The organism is Variovorax sp. LjRoot175, assembly GCF_964253805.1.
GTDB lineage: Bacteria > Pseudomonadota > Gammaproteobacteria > Burkholderiales > Burkholderiaceae_C > Variovorax.
Map to the genome: position 1 here is coordinate 2,851,378 of NZ_CAXURY020000001.1, position 17,592 is coordinate 2,868,969.

The 17,592-nt window shown below is 67.7% G+C and carries 16 protein-coding genes; 11 read left to right on the plus strand and 5 right to left on the minus strand.

The annotated features are described in order from the left end of the window. Positions 1-32: 32 nt before the first annotated feature. From ACSQ89_RS14280 to ACSQ89_RS14300, 5 genes are read left to right on the plus strand one after another with little or no spacing between them, the layout of a single operon-like run. Complete coding sequence (locus ACSQ89_RS14280) at positions 33-1,259, plus strand: urea ABC transporter substrate-binding protein (protein WP_436290350.1); 1,227 nt, start codon at positions 33-35, stop codon at positions 1,257-1,259. A gap of 5 nt (positions 1,260-1,264) precedes the next feature. Continuing rightward, positions 1,265-2,131, plus strand: a complete 867-nt coding sequence (locus ACSQ89_RS14285; RefSeq protein ID WP_436290349.1) for an ABC transporter permease subunit — start codon at positions 1,265-1,267, stop codon at positions 2,129-2,131. Then, on the plus strand, positions 2,128-3,180 hold the full coding sequence (locus tag ACSQ89_RS14290; protein ID WP_436290348.1) for a branched-chain amino acid ABC transporter permease: 1,053 nt from the start codon (positions 2,128-2,130) through the stop codon (positions 3,178-3,180). Before ACSQ89_RS14285 ends, ACSQ89_RS14290 begins: the two co-directional genes overlap by 4 nt. After that, complete coding sequence (locus ACSQ89_RS14295) at positions 3,177-3,893, plus strand: ATP-binding cassette domain-containing protein (RefSeq protein WP_436290347.1); 717 nt, start codon at positions 3,177-3,179, stop codon at positions 3,891-3,893. The genes ACSQ89_RS14290 and ACSQ89_RS14295 overlap by 4 nt, the downstream gene beginning before the upstream one ends. A gap of 13 nt (positions 3,894-3,906) precedes the next feature. Continuing rightward, entirely contained in the window at positions 3,907-4,611 is a 705-nt protein-coding gene (locus ACSQ89_RS14300) for an ABC transporter ATP-binding protein (RefSeq protein ID WP_436290346.1), read from the plus strand. Between the two features lie 10 nt (positions 4,612-4,621). Here the strand turns inward: ACSQ89_RS14300 and ACSQ89_RS14305 are convergent, their stop codons facing one another. Both ACSQ89_RS14305 and ACSQ89_RS14310 read right to left on the minus strand, forming a co-directional pair. Beyond that, on the minus strand, positions 4,622-5,497 hold the full coding sequence (locus tag ACSQ89_RS14305; RefSeq protein ID WP_436290345.1) for a YbgC/FadM family acyl-CoA thioesterase: 876 nt from the start codon (positions 5,495-5,497) through the stop codon (positions 4,622-4,624). 7 nt (positions 5,498-5,504) lie between these two features. Further along, positions 5,505-6,455 (minus strand): alpha/beta hydrolase, encoded by a 951-nt coding sequence (locus ACSQ89_RS14310; protein WP_436290344.1) that lies wholly within the window; start codon positions 6,453-6,455, stop codon positions 5,505-5,507. Between the two features lie 58 nt (positions 6,456-6,513). Between ACSQ89_RS14310 and ACSQ89_RS14315 the strand changes: the two genes are divergently transcribed. Together ACSQ89_RS14315 and ACSQ89_RS14320 are read left to right on the plus strand one after the other, a co-directional pair. After that, positions 6,514-7,650 (plus strand): iron-containing alcohol dehydrogenase, encoded by a 1,137-nt coding sequence (locus ACSQ89_RS14315; RefSeq protein WP_093110092.1) that lies wholly within the window; start codon positions 6,514-6,516, stop codon positions 7,648-7,650. 92 nt (positions 7,651-7,742) lie between these two features. Continuing rightward, positions 7,743-8,528, plus strand: coding sequence for a sulfite exporter TauE/SafE family protein (locus ACSQ89_RS14320; RefSeq protein WP_244504000.1), 786 nt, complete (start codon positions 7,743-7,745; stop codon positions 8,526-8,528). A 174-nt stretch (positions 8,529-8,702) separates the two neighbouring features. On the opposite strand, the gene ACSQ89_RS14325 is transcribed toward ACSQ89_RS14320, so the two are convergent. Further along, positions 8,703-12,848 carry an autotransporter outer membrane beta-barrel domain-containing protein gene (locus tag ACSQ89_RS14325; RefSeq protein ID WP_436296205.1) on the minus strand — a complete coding sequence of 1,382 codons (4,146 nt, stop codon included), beginning with the start codon at positions 12,846-12,848 and terminating at the stop codon, positions 8,703-8,705. Between the two features lie 173 nt (positions 12,849-13,021). After that, positions 13,022-13,894, minus strand: a complete 873-nt coding sequence (locus ACSQ89_RS14330; RefSeq protein WP_093110089.1) for a LysR family transcriptional regulator — start codon at positions 13,892-13,894, stop codon at positions 13,022-13,024. Positions 13,895-13,979: 85 nt separating this feature from the next. Between ACSQ89_RS14330 and bla the strand changes: the two genes are divergently transcribed. Beyond that, positions 13,980-14,858, plus strand: a complete 879-nt coding sequence (bla, locus tag ACSQ89_RS14335; RefSeq protein ID WP_436290342.1) for a class A beta-lactamase — start codon at positions 13,980-13,982, stop codon at positions 14,856-14,858. Between the two features lie 9 nt (positions 14,859-14,867). Here bla and ACSQ89_RS14340 read toward each other — a convergent pair whose 3' ends face one another. After that, positions 14,868-15,854, minus strand: a complete 987-nt coding sequence (locus ACSQ89_RS14340; protein WP_436290341.1) for a tripartite tricarboxylate transporter substrate binding protein — start codon at positions 15,852-15,854, stop codon at positions 14,868-14,870. Positions 15,855-15,939: 85 nt separating this feature from the next. Between ACSQ89_RS14340 and nthA the strand changes: the two genes are divergently transcribed. The 3 genes from nthA to ACSQ89_RS14355 are packed head-to-tail and all read left to right on the plus strand — an operon-like array spanning position 15,940 to position 17,590. Next, entirely contained in the window at positions 15,940-16,569 is a 630-nt protein-coding gene (gene nthA / locus ACSQ89_RS14345; protein WP_436290340.1) for a nitrile hydratase subunit alpha, read from the plus strand. Beyond that, complete coding sequence (nthB, locus tag ACSQ89_RS14350; protein ID WP_093110085.1) at positions 16,566-17,228, plus strand: nitrile hydratase subunit beta; 663 nt, start codon at positions 16,566-16,568, stop codon at positions 17,226-17,228. Before nthA ends, nthB begins: the two co-directional genes overlap by 4 nt. Next, complete coding sequence (locus tag ACSQ89_RS14355) at positions 17,225-17,590, plus strand: nitrile hydratase accessory protein (protein WP_436290339.1); 366 nt, start codon at positions 17,225-17,227, stop codon at positions 17,588-17,590. The genes nthB and ACSQ89_RS14355 overlap by 4 nt, the downstream gene beginning before the upstream one ends. Positions 17,591-17,592 lie beyond the last annotated feature (2 nt).

Consider the following 17,592-nt stretch of genomic DNA (forward strand, 5'->3'; position numbering starts at 1 on the left):
ACTCTTTACTCATTGCCTGGAGTTCAAGCACCATGGACCGACGTTCCTTCATGAAGGCCTCCGGCCTGACCCTGGCCGGCACCACCGGCCCCCTGCTTCCGCTGGCCGCGCTGGCCGCCGACGAGATGCTGATCGGCAGCATCCACGACCTGTCGGGCGGGCTGGACATCTACGGCAAGCCCATGGCGGACTGCCTGACGCTGGCCGTTGAGGAGCAGAACGCCGCCGGCGGCCTGCTTGGCAAGAAGCTCAAGCTGATGAGCTACGACCCGCAGTCGAACATGCAGATGTACGCGCAGTTCGCGCAGCAGGCGGCGCTGAAGGACAAGGTCGCGGTGCTGCACGGCGGCATCACCTCGGCCTCGCGCGAGGTGATCCGCCCGGTGCTGGACCGCTACCGCACCGTCTACTTCTACAACACGCAGTACGAAGGCGGCGTGTGCGACCGCAACACCTTCTGCACCGGCGTGACGCCGGCGCAGACGGTCGCCAAGCTGGTGCCCTATGCGATGTCCAAGTGGGGCAAGAAAGTCTACGTGGTCGCGGCCGACTACAACTACGGCCAGATCACCTCGCAGTGGGTGAAGAAGTTCGTGCAGGACAACGGCGGCTCGGTGGCTTCCATCGATTTCTTTCCGCTCGACGTGACCAACTTCGGCCCGACCATCTCCAAGATCGAGGCCGCCAAGCCCGACATGGTGGTGTCGGCGCTGGTGGGCGGCGCGCACATCTCGTTCTATCGCCAATGGGCCGCGGCCGGGCTGCAGAAGAAGATTCCGCTGGCCTCCACCACCTTTGCCGGCGGCAACGAGCACATCGTGCTGTCGCCGGCCGAAACCGACGGCTTCCTGGTCTCCTACAACTACTTCCAGAACCTCGACTCGCCCGACAACAAGGCCTTCAAGGAGCGCTTCTACAAGCGCTTCGGGAAGGACTACCCCAACATCACCGAGCTCGCGATGGGCACCTACCAGGGCTTCAAGCTCTGGGCCGAGGGCGTCAGGAAGGCCGGCACGCTGGACCGCAACAAGCTGCTCGACGCGCTCGAATCCGGCATCTCGATCCAGGGGCCCAGCGGCAAGGTCTCGCTCGATCCGGCCACCCACCACTGCGTGCTCAACGTGAGCATCGCCGAGGTCAAGAACAAGCAGCTGGAGATCGTCAAGACGTTCGAGCAGCAGCAGCCAAGCGACACCAGCGCGGTCTGCAACCTCGTGAAGAACCCGAAGGACAACCAGCAGTACGTGATCAAGCTCTGAGTGCCATGGATCTTGTCGCCGTCGTCGCCGTACAGGTGCTCTATGCCGTCGCCAGCCTGGTGATCGTCTCCGCCGGGCTGGCGGTCATCTTCGGGATGATGCGGGTGATCAATCTGGCCCACGGCGAATTCATGATGCTGGGAGCCTACGGCACCATCTGGTCGATCGGCCTCGGCATCAACCTCTGGATCGCAGTGCTGGTGGTGGCACCGATCGCGGTCGGGTTGATCGGCATCGTGCTGGAGCGCCTCTTCATCCGGCACCTGTACGGCCGCATGGTCGACACGATGCTGGCCACCTGGGGCCTGTCGCTGCTGCTGGTGGGCATCGTCACCTCGATCGCCGGCAACACCACGGCGGGAGTGTCGGCGCCGCTCGGCAGCTTCATGATCGGCAGCTACTCGGTGAGCGGCTACACGCTGGTGATCATCGCGGTGGCCGCGGTGCTGGCGGCGGCGCTGCGCTGGGTGCTCACGCGCACCCAGCTCGGCCTGATCGCGCGCGGCACCATGCAGAACCCCGCCATGGCCGATGCGCTGGGCATCAGCCCGAGCAAGGTCTACTCGGTGACCTTCGCGGTGGGCGCGGCGCTGTCCGGCTTGGCCGGCGGACTGATGGCGCCGCTGACCGGCGTGGTACCGACCATGGGCGCGGCCTTTGTCGCCAAGGCCTTCATCACCGTGATCGGCGGCGGCCCGGCCATCTTGGCCGGCCTCGTGAGCGCCTCCACGCTGTTCGGCTTCATCAACCAGGTCAGCACCTTCCTCGCCACGCCGGTCATCGGCGAAGTGGCTTTGCTGCTGGCCGCCATCGTCATGCTGCGCCTGCTGCCGCAGGGCATCACCGGACGCTTCTTCAAGGGATCGCTGTGAGCCAGAAATTCGCTCAATCGTGGGTGAGCGCGGCAGCCTGCCTGCTGATCGGCATCGCGCTGCTGTTCGGGCTGCCCGGCGTGCTGGACGACTTCATGCTGCTGCAGGTCACGATCTACGTCGTGATGTCGATCCTCGGCGTGAGCCTGGGCTTCATCTGGGGCTTCGGCGGTATCCTTTGCTTCGGGCAGGCGGCCTTCTTCGGCCTGGGCGCATACGTCTATGCGATCGCGGTCATCAACATGGGCGACAGCAGCGTGCCCTTTCTGCTGGCCATCGTGCTGCCGGCGCTGTTCGCCGCGCTGCTGGGCTACGTGATCTTCTACGGCAGGCTGTCCGACGTCTACATGGGCGTGATCACGCTGACCGTGACGCTGATCCTGTTCAACCTGATCAACTCCACCGCAGGGCCGGAATGGAAGATCGGCAGCGCGCCGCTCGGCGGCTTCAACGGCATCCCGGCGATCCCGCCGCTCAACGCGCCGGGCAACCTCGACGAAGTCATCACGCCGCGCGGCATGTTCAACCTGTCGATGGCGGCGCTGCTGGTGGTCTACCTCGGCCTGCGCGTGCTGATCAGTTCCAAGATCGGCCGCGTGATCATCGCCAGCAAGGAGAACGAGCAGCGCGTGCTGCTGCTGGGCTACGACGCCCGCGCCTACAAGCTCTTCGCCTTCACGCTGGGCGGCGCCATCGCCGGGCTGGCGGGCTGCCTGTTCGCCAACTGGGGCGCGTTCACCAGCCCGACGATCTTCGGCCTCGCGCAGTCGGCGCAGATCATCATCTGGGTCATCGTCGGCGGCCTCGGCACGCTGATCGGCCCGGTGGTCGGCTGCGTCGCGATCCAGTGGCTGACCACGCAGATCGGCACGCAGCAGACCTTCAACGCCAACCTGGTGCTCGGCGCCATCCTGATGGCGTTCGTCCTGATGGTGCCCAAGGGCATCGTGCCTAGCCTCGGCCTGGTCATCGACTGGCTGCTGCAGCACCGCCTGCGCCGCCCGCACCGCGAAGAAGCGCTGCCGCAGGCACAGGAAGCCCGCACGTGACCCCGCTGATCGAAACCCGCAACCTGAACGTGCGCTTCGGCGGCGTGCATGCCACGCGTGATGTGAACTTCACGCTGGCGGAGACCGAGCTGCGCTGCGTGATCGGCCCCAACGGCGCCGGCAAGAGCACCTTCTTCAAGCTGCTGACCGGGCAGGTCAAACCCAGCTCGGGGCAGATCTTATTCCGCGGACAGGACATCTCCAGGATGCGCGCCCACGACCCGGGCCGCCTGGGCATCGGCATCAAGACCCAGGTGCCCAGCCTGTTCAACGGCCTGAGCGTGTGGGAGAACATCTGGCTCTCTGCGCGCCGCGTCAACAGCGCGCGGCAGGCCGAGCGCGTGACCCGCGAGACGCTGGAGCGCGTCGGCATGACGGCCTACAAGGACGCCCTGGCCGGCGTGCTCGCGCACGGCCTGCGGCAGTGGGTCGAGATCGGCGTGGTAATCGCCGCCGACCCGCCGTTGATCCTGCTCGACGAACCGGCCGCCGGCATGAGCGACGGCGAAGTGGCGCGCACGGCCGAACTCATCCTCGAGATCAACCAGCGCCACGCGCTCGTGGTGGTGGAACACGACATGAACTTCATCCGCATCATCGCGAAGAAGGTGACCGTGCTGCACCAAGGCGCGATCATCAAGGAAGACTCGCCGGACCGCATCATGAGTGACCCGCTGATCCAGCAGATCTACCTCGGCAAGAAACCGCACTAGGACCTGTTTGCCCATGCTAAAGACCCGCGGTCTCTGCGCCGGTTACGGCGCAATCCCCGTGCTGCACGACATCACGCTGTCCATCGCAGCCGGCGAGTCGATCGGCATCCTCGGCCACAACGGCATGGGCAAGACCACGCTGCTGCGCACGTTGATCGGCGCGCTTCACGCCACGGCGGGCGCGGTCGAATTCACCGGCGAGGACGTGACCCGCATGGCGCCCAACGTCCGGGCGCGCCTCGGCATGGCCTACGTGCCGCAGGGCCGCCAGATCTTCCCGACGCTGAGCGCGATGGACAACCTGCGCATGGGCCTGGTCAAGACCGGCGAGAAGTCGCTCGCGCATGTGGAATCCCTGCTCGAACACTTCCCGCGCCTGAAGCCGCTGCTCGACCGGCCGGGCGGCTCGCTCTCCGGCGGCGAGCAGCAACTGCTGGCACTGGCGCGCGCGCTGGCCGGCAAGCCCAGCCTGCTGCTGCTGGACGAGCCGACCGAAGGAATCCAGCCGTCCATCATCGAAGAGATCGCCGAGACGCTGGCTTCGCTGCGCAAGCGCATGAAGCTCACCATCGTGCTGGTGGAGCAAAACCTGGACTTCATCGCCGCGGTCTCGCAGCGCGTGCTGGTCATCAAGCGCGGCCAGATCGGCGGCGAGATCCCGCGCGAGCACCTGGGCGACCTGGAGATCATGAGCCAGTACGCCGGCGTACACGGCTGAGAAGCTTTTTTTAGAGCTTGCGTCGCATCTCGATGTGCGCGATGCCCGCTTCCTCGAAGGGCTCGCCGTGCGGCAGATAGCCGAGCCGCGTGTAGAAGGCTTCGGCGCTGCGTTGCGCGTGCAGCGCCACCTCGTGGTCGCCGCGCGCCTTGGCAGCTTCTTCGAGCGCGCGCAGTACGGCGGCGCCATGGCCGCCGCTGCGCAGGGTGCGGTGCACGGCCATGCGGCCGATGCGGCTCAGGCCATCGGCGTCTGCGATCAACCGCCCGGTCGCGATCACCTGGCCGATGCGGTTGCGCGCCACCGCATGCACGGCGGTCTCGTCGTGCTCGTCCCACTCGAGTTCCTTGGGGATGCGCTGCTCCTCGATGAAGACGCTGCGACGTACTGCGCCGGCGCCCTCGCCCAGCTGCGCCCAGCTGCCGGTCGCGACCTCGCGCATCGTCTCGCCGGCCTCGTAGGCGGTGAAGATCTCGCGCAGCAGCGGCGGCACCGGCTTGGAGGTCTGCGTGGCCGGATCGGCGAACACGTAGACCAGCTCGCAGCTCACCAGCAGCTCGTCGCCGCGGAACAGCCCGCCGTGGAACACGATCGACGAATTGCCCACGCGCACGCACTTCATCGCGACCTCGAGCATGTCGTCCACGCGTGCGGAGGCGTTGAATTCGATGGTGGCCTTGCGCACGTAGAGGTCGCCGCCGAGCGCATTCATCGCCTCCTCGTAGGGCAGCGCCAGCGCGCGCCAGTAGTCGGCGATGGCGGTGTCGAAGTACATCAGGTAGTGGGCGTTGAAGACGATCTTCTGCATGTCGACTTCGGCCCAGCGCACGCGCAGGCGGTGGAAAAAGCGGAAGTCGGTCTTCTTGTGCTGGGTCTCGGTGCTCATGGGGTGCTCATGGTTGCAATGCTTCCTTCAATGCGCGGGCCGCGTCGGCGTGCGCCTGCAGCGCCTCGGGGATGGCGCGGCCCATTTTGACGAATTCGTGGATCACGCCGCGGTAGATCTCCAGATCGACCGCCACGCCCGCCGCGCGCAGCTTGTCGGCATAGGCGATGCCCTCGTCGACCACGGGGTCGCATTCGGCCAGGCCGATCCAGGCCGGTGCGACGCCGTCCACGTCCTCGGCGTTGAGCGGCGCGAAGCGCCAGTCCTCGCGCTCGGCCTGCGTGTTCAGGTACTGGGCGAAAAACCAGGTGATGAGCGGCTCGTCGAGCAGCGGGCCGGCCGCGAAGCGCCGGTGCGAAGCCGTGTCCTGGTGCGAAGTCGTGCCCGGATAGAAAAGCATCTGCAAGGCGAGCGGCAAGCCGGCGTCGCGCGCAAGGATGGCGCACACCGCGGCCAGCGTGCCGCCGGCGCTGTCGCCGCCGACCGCGATGCGCGTGCCGTCGAGGCCCAGTTCGCCAGCCTGCTTCGCGACGAACTGCAGCGCGTCCCATGCGTCGTTCGACGCCGTCGGGAACTTGTGCGCGGGCGCCAGCCGATAGTCGAGCGAGATCACCGCGCAGCCGCTCTTCTGGCTCAGCACGCGGCACAGCGTGTCGTGGGTCGCGACGCTGCCGACCGTGAAGCCGCCGCCGTGGAAGAACAGCAGCACCGGCAGCACGGCGCGCGAGGGCGCATAGAGCCGCGCCGGCAGCGCATGGCCGTCGCGCGCGGGCAGCGTGAAGTCTTCGATGCGTTCGAGTTGCGGCTTCGGCACCTCGAGCACGCCGGCGCCCTTCTCGTAGGCAGCCCGGGCCTCCACGGGCGTCAGGGTGTAGAACGGCGCTTGATGGGCACGCGCCATCCGGTCGACCACGCCGGCCATCTTGGGAGTCAGCGTTGGCGCAAGGGTTTGGCTCATGGGCAAGAGAGGCGGCAGTTGTTAAATTGGAAGGCCCGCATCGTACCGTTCACACCCCATGGCCCTCATCCAGTACCTCACCCAGATCCAGTTCGAATTCGGCGCCGTCAAGCTGCTGGGCAGCGAGTGCGCGCGCGTCGGCATCACGCGGCCGCTGGTCGTCACCGACGCCGGCGTGCGCGCGGCCGGCGTGCTGCAGAAAGCGCTCGATGCGCTCGGCGAGCTGCCGGTCACGGTGTTCGACCAGACCCCGTCCAACCCCACCGAGGCCGCCGTGCGCGCCGCTGCCGCGATGTACCGCGAAGGGCGCTGCGACGGCTTGATCGCCGTCGGCGGCGGCTCGGCCATCGATTGCGCCAAGGGCGTCGCGATCGCGGCCACGCACGAGGGGCCGCTCAAGACCTACGCCACCGTCGAAGGCGGCTCGCCGAAGATCACCGAGCGCGTGGCGCCGATCATCGCGGTGCCCACCACCAGCGGCACCGGCAGCGAGGTGGCGCGTGGCGCGATCGTGATCGTGGACGACCATCGCAAGCTCGGCTTCCACAGCTGGTCGCTGATGCCCAAGGCCGCGATCTGCGATCCCGAGCTCACGCTGGGCCTGCCGCCGCGGCTCACCGCCGCCACCGGCATGGACGCCATCGCGCACTGCATGGAGACCTTCATGTCGGCCGCCTTCAATCCGCCGGCCGACGGCATCGGCCTCGACGGGCTGCAGCGCGCCTGGGCCTACATCGAGCGCGCCACCAAGGACGGCAGCGACCGCGAGGCGCGCCTCAACATGATGAGCGCATCGATGCAGGGCGCGCTGGCCTTCCAGAAGGGACTGGGCTGCGTGCATTCGCTGAGCCACAGCCTGGGCGGCATCGACCCGCGCCTGCACCATGGCACGCTCAACGCCCTCTTCCTGCCGGCCGTGATCCATTTCAACGCGGGTGCGGAATCGGTGCAGAAGGACCAGCGCCTGCAACGCATGGCGCAGGCCATGCACCTCGACTCGGCCGGCGATCTCGGCACGGCCATCCGCGACATGAACGCGCGGCTCGGCCTGCCCAAGGGCCTGGCCGAGGTCGGTGTCACCCCTGCCATCTTCGAGCAGGTGATCGACGGCGCGCTGGCCGACCATTGCCACAAGACCAACCCGCGCGTCGCGACGCGCGAGGACTACCGCGAGATGCTCGAAGCCTCGATGTAGGGGGCCCGGCCCAGCCAGCGGCCAAGGCGATGACGCGTTACGCCCCGATCTCGTAAAGGTATAGTGCGCCCAAAAAATAGGGAGGGCGACAAGTGGATGTGTGGACACTGTATGTGCTGCTCGGCATAGGAGCCGGGTTGCTGTCGGGAATGCTCGGGGTCGGGGGCGGTCAAGTGGTGGTGCCCGGGCTTCTTTACATCTTTCACCACAAGGGCCTCGCTCCCGCCGTTGCGGTCCATATGGCGTTGGGCACCTCGCTCGCCACGATCGTCATCACCTCAATCTCATCTGCGATTTCCCATCACCGCCGTGGGTCGGTCAGCTGGGATCTGGTTCGCAGGCTCGCGCCCGGCATCGTGATCGGCGCGGTGATCGGCGGGCTCATGTCGGGACTGTTCCCGGCGCGGGTCTTGCGGATCTCATTCGGCGTCTTCTTGTTGATCCTCGCGGTGCAGATGGCTTTTTCACTGCGGCCTTCACCCCAGCGAGTGCTACCCGGTGTGCTAGGAACCACGACCACCGCGAGCTTGATCGGCTGGACATCGGCCATTGTCGGCGTCGGCGGCGGCAGCATGGTCGTGCCCTTTCTCGCCTGGTGCAACGTGAACATGAAGTCCGCTGTTGGCACAGCGTCCGCCTGCGGCGCTCCGCTGGCCCTGGCCGGGATGATCGGCTTCGTGGTCGCGGGCTGGGGGCAAGCCGATCTTCCTGCTCATAGCGTCGGCTACATCTATTGGCCGGCATGGCTGGGCATATCGATCTGCAGCCTTGCCTTCACGCCGCTGGGAGCGTTGATTTCGCACAGACTCCCGGTAGACACGCTCAAACGCGTTTTCTCGGTGTTCCTCGCGATCGCCGGCATACGCATCTTGCTTTAGCGTTTTGTGCACAGGGAGTAAGAACAATGAATTTCGATACGACGTCTGCCTTCTTGGCCGCAGTGCGTGCCGTTGGAGCGACAGATGCGGGATATGCGCATGCGGACCGTCGCAGGAGGTGCATCAGAAGTTCAGATGCTCAAAGCCTCGATGTAGGGGGCGTCGGCTTCTGCGCTACCAGCGCAGCTTGATGCCGAGGGAGGCCTGCACGGAGGACTTGACGGTGGCGTCGCCGCCGATGTTCCACAGGTGGCCGATCTCGCCGTACAGGCTGGTGGCCGGCGTCAGCGCCAGCGTCGCTCCTGCGGCCGCTTCGGCCGCGCTGTAACCGGCCGCGCTTGCAATCGCCGTCGTGCCCGCCGGGCCGATGAAGCCGACCACGTCGTCGCCGAAGCTCGCCCGGTACATGTTCAGTCGCGCGTAGGGCTGCAGCCGTCCGGCGCCGGTCGCGATGTCACCCTTGACGCGCACGCCCAGGCGGGCGATCCAGCCGTCCGCTGCATCGTGGCGCACCTGCGCACCACTGAGCGTCGTGTCGTCCGGGCGCAGGCGTTGATAGATCAGCTGCGCCTGCGGCTCGATGCTCCAGCGCTCGTTGAGCGCGAAGGGCTTGCCCGTTTCGATCGAGGCGGCGAAGCTGCTGGCCTTGCCCGAGATGCTCGGGCTGATGTCCGGGCGCACGGTGTAGCGCTGGCTGCCGGCTTGCAGCACGCTGTCCACGTACAGGCCGCTCGCATCCATCCAGGTCGCATAGGCGCCCAGGAAGCGAGATTGCAAACTGTTGCTGCCCACCCGCGCAATCAGAGCGCGCGCATTGCCTGTGACATCGGCGCTGCCATCGAGGTAGCCCACATAGAGGCCCGCGCGCCAGTCGCCGCTCATCCACAGGTCGGTGCCGGCCTGCAGGCCGCTCACATGGCCATCGGTCAGGACCTGGGCGATACCGGGTTGCTGAATGCCCAGGTCGGCGTACACCGCGCGGGCCCAGGCGCGCCGGATGGAGGCGTTGGTTTCGTCGCCGATGCGCCGATGCAGGTTGCCCAGCATCGCCAAATCGGCCTGCCTGAGTTGAGCCGGCAGGGCCGCAAGCAGGGGAACCTCGGCCCGGTAGGTCGGCACCTGCACCGCGGGCGAGGTAGGCGTCACGGATGGCAGTACAGCACCCAACGGCGGAGCGGCCGGTGCGGTCGAGCGCAGGTACCAGTTCTCGCCCGCGCCCAGCGCGTCGGCCGCATAGAGCCGGTACTCGTAGGCGCCGGCGTCCACATGGCCGTTGGCCAGGCCGAAGGCGCTCTTCGTGGTCTGCGCGGTGGTGGTCGCGCCGTTGCGCCCGCTCACCACCTCGATGCCGTTGCCCGTGGTGAGCGCGCCCAGCCCTGCCAGGTTCGCGATCTGGATCGTGGTGTTGCCGCTCGCGCTGGCCCCAGGACCGTCGAGCACCAGCCTGTCGCTCACGCTGGTGCCGCCGGCCAGGCCGGTGCCCAGTCTCAGGAGGCTATGGGCAAGGTAGGCCCCGGCGACCGTGAGCGTGCTGCCCGCGACAGCGCTGACGAGGCTCACGGTGCCGCCGTTGTCCAGTGCGGCCACTCGCTGGTTGAAGCCGGCCGTATCGAGGGTTGTGCCCGCGGCCACCGTGTGGGCCGAGGCGGCGCTGAAGGTATGGGCCGCACCCGCTTGCAAGGTGCCCGTGCTCACCGTGGTGGGGCCGGTATAGGTGTTCGCCCCCGCCAGCACCGTGGTGCCCGTGCCGATCTGGGAGACGGAACCGGTGCCCGAGATCACGCCGGAGAAGCTGAGGACGTTCGAGCGGTCGAAGACCAGTGCGCCGTTGTTGGCCACGTTGCCCACGATGCTGCCGGTGGTGCCGCCATTGCCCAGTTGCAGCGTGCCGGCCGTGATGGTGGTGCCGCCCGCATAGGTGTTGCTGCCGGTCAGGATGAGAGCGCCCGGACCTGTTTTGGCAAGGGCACCGGCGCCTCCAATAAGGCCCGTGTGTGTCAGGGTGCCCACCTGGGTCTCGATGGTCCCGCCTGGGGTGTTGAGCGTGGTCGCGCGTGCCGTGGAGAAATCGGCCGTGGTCCTGAGCGTGCCGCCGTTGAAATCGAGCACCCCGGCCGCCGCGCCGAGATTGGCGTCGCTCGAGATCTGCAGCACGCCGCTTGCGATCGTGGTGCCGCCGCTGTAGGCGTTGGCGGACGTCAGCACGGTCGTGCCGGCGCCGATCTGCAGCACCGTGCCGGTACCCGAGATCACGCCGGCAAAGGTCGAAGTGTCCGAACGGTTGAAGGCAAGCTTCGCGTTGTTCGCCACGTTGCCCACGATGCTGCCGGTGGTGCCGCCGTTGCCGAGTTGCAGCGTACCCAACGTGATCGTCGTGCCGCCTGCGAAAGTATTGGCGCCGGTAAGGATCAGACTTCCAGCACCTGTCTTGGCGAGGGCGCCGGCGCCTCCGATGAGGCCCGCATGTGTCAGCGTGCCGATCTGGGTTTCGATGGTCCCGCCCTGGGCGTTGAGGGTGGTCGCGCGTGCCGTGGAGAAATCGGCCGTGGTCCTGAGCGTGCCGCCGTTGAACCTGAGCACCCCGGCCGCCGCGCCCAGATTGCCGTCTTGCGCCACCGAGAGCGTGCCGCCGTTCAGGGACGTGCCCCCGGAGTAACTGCTGATGCCAGTCAGGGTTTGGGTGCCCGCGCCGGTCTTGGTGAGCCCGACGATCGGATTGCCCGTCGTCACGAATCCTGTCGGGGCGGTCTGACGGATGGTGCCGTCGAAGGTACCGGACCCGCCGTTGATGCCGACCACCAGGGTCTCGACGCCGCTGACGAAACTGTTGGCGACTGTGCCGCCTCCGGTCAACGCATCGACCGTGATGCCCTCACCGCGCAGGTCGAACGAGGCGCCGCTTCCCACATCCAGGCTCGCAAGGTTGGCGCTCCAGTTGGAGGTCAGCGCGTCGTTGCCGACATAGCCGCTGCCGGACACGCTGATCTGCGTTCCCGCGGCACCGGTCACCACGCCCCCGAAACGGGTGATGGCGCCCGGATTGGCCTGGTTGAACTCCAGAATCCCGCCGCTGACGATCAGCGGGCTGTTCTTGAACTCATTGATCGCGGTGGTCTTCCTCAGGATGAGCTGACCGGCTCCGGACTTGGTGAATGCCTGATTGCGCACACCGCCGCTGATGTCGAGCGTCAGGGCCCCGGTGGCGGCTGTGACTTCGATGGTGGCAGCCCCGGAATTCCAGTACAGGTCGCGCAGCGTCGAGGTCTCGCTGCCGGTACCGGTGTAGCGCAGGGTGGCGCCGTTCTGGATCGCCAGGTAGTTGATGCCGGTGCCCAGTTGATTGACGGCAGACACCGAGAGCACGCCGCCGCCAATGAGCAGTTGCCCCGAGAAGGTATTGGCCTGGGTGAAGGCCTGGGTACCGGAGCCGACCTTGTGGTAGTTGCCGCGGAAAGAAGCGTTGTCGGAGAGCACACCGTCGAACGTGCCGCTGCCGTTGTCCACGCCGAAGGTGAATCGGCTGTAGCCCGCACCGTTCAGGCCGGACATGATCGTGCCGGCGCCCGACAGGACGTTGACGCGCACATTGGCTTCCACGCCGCTGAATACGGCGCCCGAAGCGACGCGCAGGTCCGAGAGATTGGCCGTCCAGTTTTCGTTGGCGTTGCTGCCGCCAATGAACGTCCCCTGCTGAACGTCGATCAGGGCGCCTCGGCCCAGCGCAAAAGTACCCGGCAGCAAGCCCCAGCGGATCGTTCCTGCGCCGGTCTTGCGCAAGGTACCCGTGCCGCTGAAGGAGGTGGTAACCGCCCAGTCGCGAAGTCCAGAAGCGACGTTGGCTTCCAGAACCGCACCGGAAGAGATGACATAGGACGGCGAGCTGGTGGTGGGGCCTTGAAACACCAGCGTGCCGTTCGCCACCGTGGTCGCTCCGCTCACCGCGCCACCGCCGGTGAGGGTCAAGGTTCCTGCACCGTCCTTCGTCAGCGTGCCGGCCACGCTGAGCGCCGAGCCGATCGTCGCGTTGGCGTTGGTGGTGACGGTCCGGTTGCCGGACAGGGTGAGCGTGCTGCCGCTCAGGGTGTAGCTGCCGCTTGCCGGTGCGTTGAAGACCAGGCCTCCGACGGTGATCGGCGTGGCGAGGTTCAGGACGCCCCCGGCGCCATTGTTGTTGCCGATGATGGCAAGGTCGCCCGCCGCGTTGTTCCACACCAGGTCGGTGGCGTTGTTGTTCCAGCGGGCGGTGGTGGTGTCCCAGGTTCCGCCGCCATCTGTCGCCGTCGAAGTGGTGGCCGCGAGGCCGCTGGAGTCCCAGGACAAGGAGGCTGCGCGCGCGAAAGTCGCAGACAGTGCGGCGACGAGCAAGGCTGCGTCGAAGAGCACTGCGCGCGAAGCACGTCGCGAAGCGCGAAAAGCCGAGCAGGGCTTGATCACGGTGGCGCCCCTCCGTTCTTTTGCTTGTTCGGGCGCCAGTGTGGCCGCGAAGCGTTCGTTTAGCCAGCGAGAACGGCGCGGGAAAGCCAGGCGCGAAAGGCCTGCATCGCGGGACTCGGCGCCTTCGAGCGCAGCCGCGTGAGCCAGTAGCTTCCGGTCATCACCTCGATCGCCAGCGGCCGCACCAGCCGGCCCTCGCCCAGCTCGCGCTCGAACATCGAGGCCGGTGCGAGCGCGACGCCGGCGCCCTGCATCGCGGCCTCGACCATGAGCCGCGACGAGTCGAACACCGGCCCGCGGATCGCCGGACAGGCGACGCCGGCCGCGGCGAACCAGCCGGGCCAGTCGTCGGGACGGTAGGAGCGCAGCAGCGTCTCGTGCGCGAGGTCGTGCGGCCGCGCGATGCGCGCCGCGATGGCCGGCGTGCACAGCACCGCGAGCGGCGCCGCCAGCAGGTGCTCGGACTGCAGGCCCTGCCAGGTGCCATCGCCGAAGCGGATCGCGAAATCGAGCCCCTCGCCGGCCAGGTCGACCACGTTGTTGTGCGTCATCAGGCGCAGGTCGATGAAAGGACAGCTCTGCTGGAACAGGCGCAGCCGCGGCAGCAGCCATCCGACCGCGAAGGTGCCCACCACGCCCACCGTCAGCACCTCGAAGAAATGGCCGTTGTCGAACTGCTGGACGACTGCCTCCATGCGCCCGAAGGCATCGGCCAGCACCGGCAAGAGCGCATGGCCTTCGTCGCTGAGCGCCAGCCCGCGCGGCAGGCGCCTGAACAGCGTGACGCCGAGCCGCGCCTCGAGGCCGCGGACCTGCTGGCTGACCGCCGCCTGCGTCACGTTCAGCTCGGCGGCGGCGAGCGTGAAGCTCAGGTGGCGTGCGGAGGATTCGAAAGCGCGCAGCGCGTTGAGAGGGAGATGGGTACGCGCCATAAGATTTTCTTGTGCGAGACAGCAAATACTATCGTTTGTGCCGCAGCATCGGATGGCCGAAAGTCGCTTCCTTTCAGGAGCACCCATGATTCATCGACGGCAATTCACAAGCACCCTTTTCGTCTCGCTGGCCGCCGCATCCTTCGGCGTCCGGGCCGAAGGGGCCAGCAACCTTTCGAAGCAGTTGGCAGACATCGAAAAAGCCAGCGGCGGCCGGCTCGGCGTCGGCGTGCTCGACACCGCCAACGGCCGGCGCGCCGGGCACCGCGAGGACGAACGCTTCCCGCTGAACAGCACCTTCAAGTTCCTGGCCGCTGCGCTCGTTCTGGCCCGAGTGGACCGGCGCAAGGAGCAGTTGGAACGCCGCGTCGTCATTCGGCCGGGCGACTTGGTGACCTATTCGCCGGTGACCGAGAAGCACGTCGGCGCCGGCGGGATGACGGTGGCCGAACTGTGCGAAGCCACCATGACGCTGAGCGACAACACGGCCGGCAACCTGCTGCTCGCGAGCTTCGGTGGCGCGCCGGGCCTGACGGCGTTCATGCGCTCGATCGGCGACACGAACACGCGGCTCGACCGCACCGAGCCCGCGCTCAACGAAGGCCGGCCGGGCGATCCGCGCGACACCACCACGCCGGCCGCGATGACCCGCAGCATGCAAAAGATTCTCTTGGGTGATGTCTTGTCGCCCGCCTCGCGCGCCCAGCTGCTGCAATGGCTGGACGCCAACAAGACCGGCGACGAGCGCATACGCGCCGGCGTGCCGGCGGACTGGAAGGTGGGGGACAAGACGGGCTCGGGCGAGAACGGCGCCAACGACGTCGCCATCCTGCGGCCGCCGGGACGTGCGCCGATCCTTCTGTCCGTCTATCTCACGCAGACAAGGGCACCGGCGGCGGTGCGCAACCGCGCACTGGCGTCCGTGGCTGCGGTGGCCGCGGAATGGGCGACGAAGGGCTCCTGAGGCCGCGTCTCAATCCGCCTTCACGCCCGCCGTCTTGATCACGCGGGCCCACTTGGCCGTCTCCGCGTCGATGAAGGCATCGAGCTCCTCGGGCGTGCTGCCGGCCGGGAAGGTGCCCATCGCATCGAGCCTGGCGCGGGTCTCGTCGCTCTTGATGATCCGCGCCACCTCGTCCGACATGCGCTTGACGATCTCGCGCGGCGTGCCTGCCGGCGCCAGCATGCCGGCCCAGGTGCTGCCGGTGAAGCCCGCGAAGCCCTGTTCGATGAAGGTGGGCACGTCCGGCACCGCGGGCAGCCGTCGGTCGCTGGCCACGCCGATCAGCCTCACCTTGCCGGCCTTGCCCTGGTTGATGAGCCCGGTGGGCGCATCGAAGAAGAGCTGGATCTGCCCGCCCATCAGGTCGGTCAGCGCCGGCACCGCGCCGCGGTACGGGATGTGGATCATGTAAGTCTTGGTCAGCGACTTCCACAGCTCGGTGGTCAGGTGTGCGGCCGAGCCGTTGCCCGAGGAGCCGAAGCTCACCTTGCCCGGGTTCGCGCGCGCATAGTCGATCAGCTCCTTCGCGGTCTTAAAGGGCGCGTCGTTGTTGACTGCCGCGAGCAGCGGCGAGATGCCCATCAGCGAGACGCCGGTGAGGTCCTTCTTCGGGTCGTAGGGCAGCTTCGGATAGAGCGTGGTGTTGGCCGCATAGGCCGCGATCACGACGCCGAAGGTGCTGCCGTCGGGCGCCGCCTTGGCGATCGCATCGACGCCGATCAGGCTGTTGGCGCCGGGCTTGTTATCGATCACCACCGGCTGGCCGAGCCGCGTCGAAAGGCCCGTTTGCACCAGCCGCGCCATCTGGTCGGTGAAGCCGCCGGGCGTGTACGGCACGATGATGCGGATCGGCTTGTTCGGCCAGGCGGCTTGCGCGAAAGAAGGCGCCGCGACCGACGCCGCGGCCGCAGCGGACAACAGATTGAAGGCACGGCGGGACAACGAGGCTTGCGGCATGGAAGGGTCTCCGGTGGAGCGACGATTCTGGAAGGCCGCCACGACAACCCCCCTCAGGGTTTGCCCTCCGCGCTAGCATGCACGCATGGCACACGACCACGACCACGACCACGACCACGACCACAGCGAGCTCGGCGAAATGGACCTGCGCGTGCGCGCGCTCGAAACGGTGTTGACGCAGAAGGGCTACATCGACCCCACCGCGCTCGACGTGCTCATCGACACCTACCAGACCAAGATCGGTCCGCGCAACGGCGCCCGCGTCGTTGCCAAGGCCTGGACCGATCCCGCCTTTCGCGACTGGCTGCTGGAGGACGCGACCGCGGCGATCGCCTCGCTGGGCTACACCGGCCGCCAGGGCGAGCACATGGTGGCGGTGGCCAACACCGACACGCAGCACCACATGGTGGTCTGCACGCTGTGCAGCTGCTACCCCTGGCCGGTGCTGGGCCTGCCGCCCACCTGGTACAAGAGTGCGCCCTACCGCTCGCGTGCAGTCAAGGATCCGCGTGGCGTGCTGGCCGAGTTCGGCGTCGAGCTGCCCGCTTCGACCTCGATCCGCGTGTGGGACTCGACGGCCGAGGTGCGCTACCTGGTGATCCCGCAGCGGCCGGCCGGCACCGAAGGCTGGGGCGAAGAGGCACTGGCCGATCTGGTGACGCGCGATTCGATGATCGGCACCGGTCTGGCCAGCAGCCCGGAGACTGCGCCATGACGTACGCCACGCATGCCGATCTCGGCGGACGCGAGATGCCCGGCGCCATCGTGCCCGAGCCCGAAGGCGAACTCTTCCACGCCGGCTGGGAGCCGCGCGCGCTGGCCCTGACGCTCGCGATGGGCGCCACCGGCTCCTGGAACATCGACGCCAGCCGCAGCGCACGTGAAACCCTGCCGGCCTACGCACGGCTGAGCTACTACCAGATCTGGCTCGCCGCGCTCGAGATGCTCATGGCCGAGCGTTCGCAGGTCCTGCCCGATGAAATCGCTGCCGGGCGCATGCTGCATGCGGCCGCGCCCATCCGGCGCGTGCTGCATGCCGCCGACGTGCCGGCCGCGCTGGCCAAGGGTTCCGCAACCGAGCGCCCGGCGACTGCACCTGCGCGCTTCGCCCTCGGCCAGCAGGTGCGCACGCGCGCGGGCCATGTCGACCACCACACTCGCCTGCCCGGCTATGTGCAGGGCAAGCTCGGCACCATCGAACGCCTGCACGGCATGCACGTGTTCGCCGATGCGCACGCGCAGGGCCTGGGCGAGCAGCCGCAATGGCTCTACACCGTGGTCTTCGACGGTGCCGAGTTGTGGGGCGCTGAGGCCGAACCCGGACTGCGCGTGTCGGTGGATGCCTGGGAAAGCTATTTGACGGAGGCCGCATGAGCGCCTCGACCACACCGCCGTTGCCCGGCATGCGCGTGGACGGCGCAGAGCCGGTGTTTCGCGAACCGTGGGAGGCGCATGCCTTTGCGCTGGCCGTCTCGCTGCACCAGCGCGGGCTCTTCACCTGGCCCGAATGGGCCGACGCGCTGGCGCAGCAGATCGGTGCCGCGCAGGCAGCCGGCGATGCCGACCTCGGCGACACCTACTACCGTCATTGGCTCGCCGCACTGGAGACGCTGGTGGCTCGCAAAGGCGCAAGCTCCGCCAATGAACTGACGCGCTACCAGCGAGCCTGGGACCGCGCGGCCGATCGCACGCCGCATGGGCAGGCGATCGAACTGCGCGAGCAGGATCTGGGCTGAGG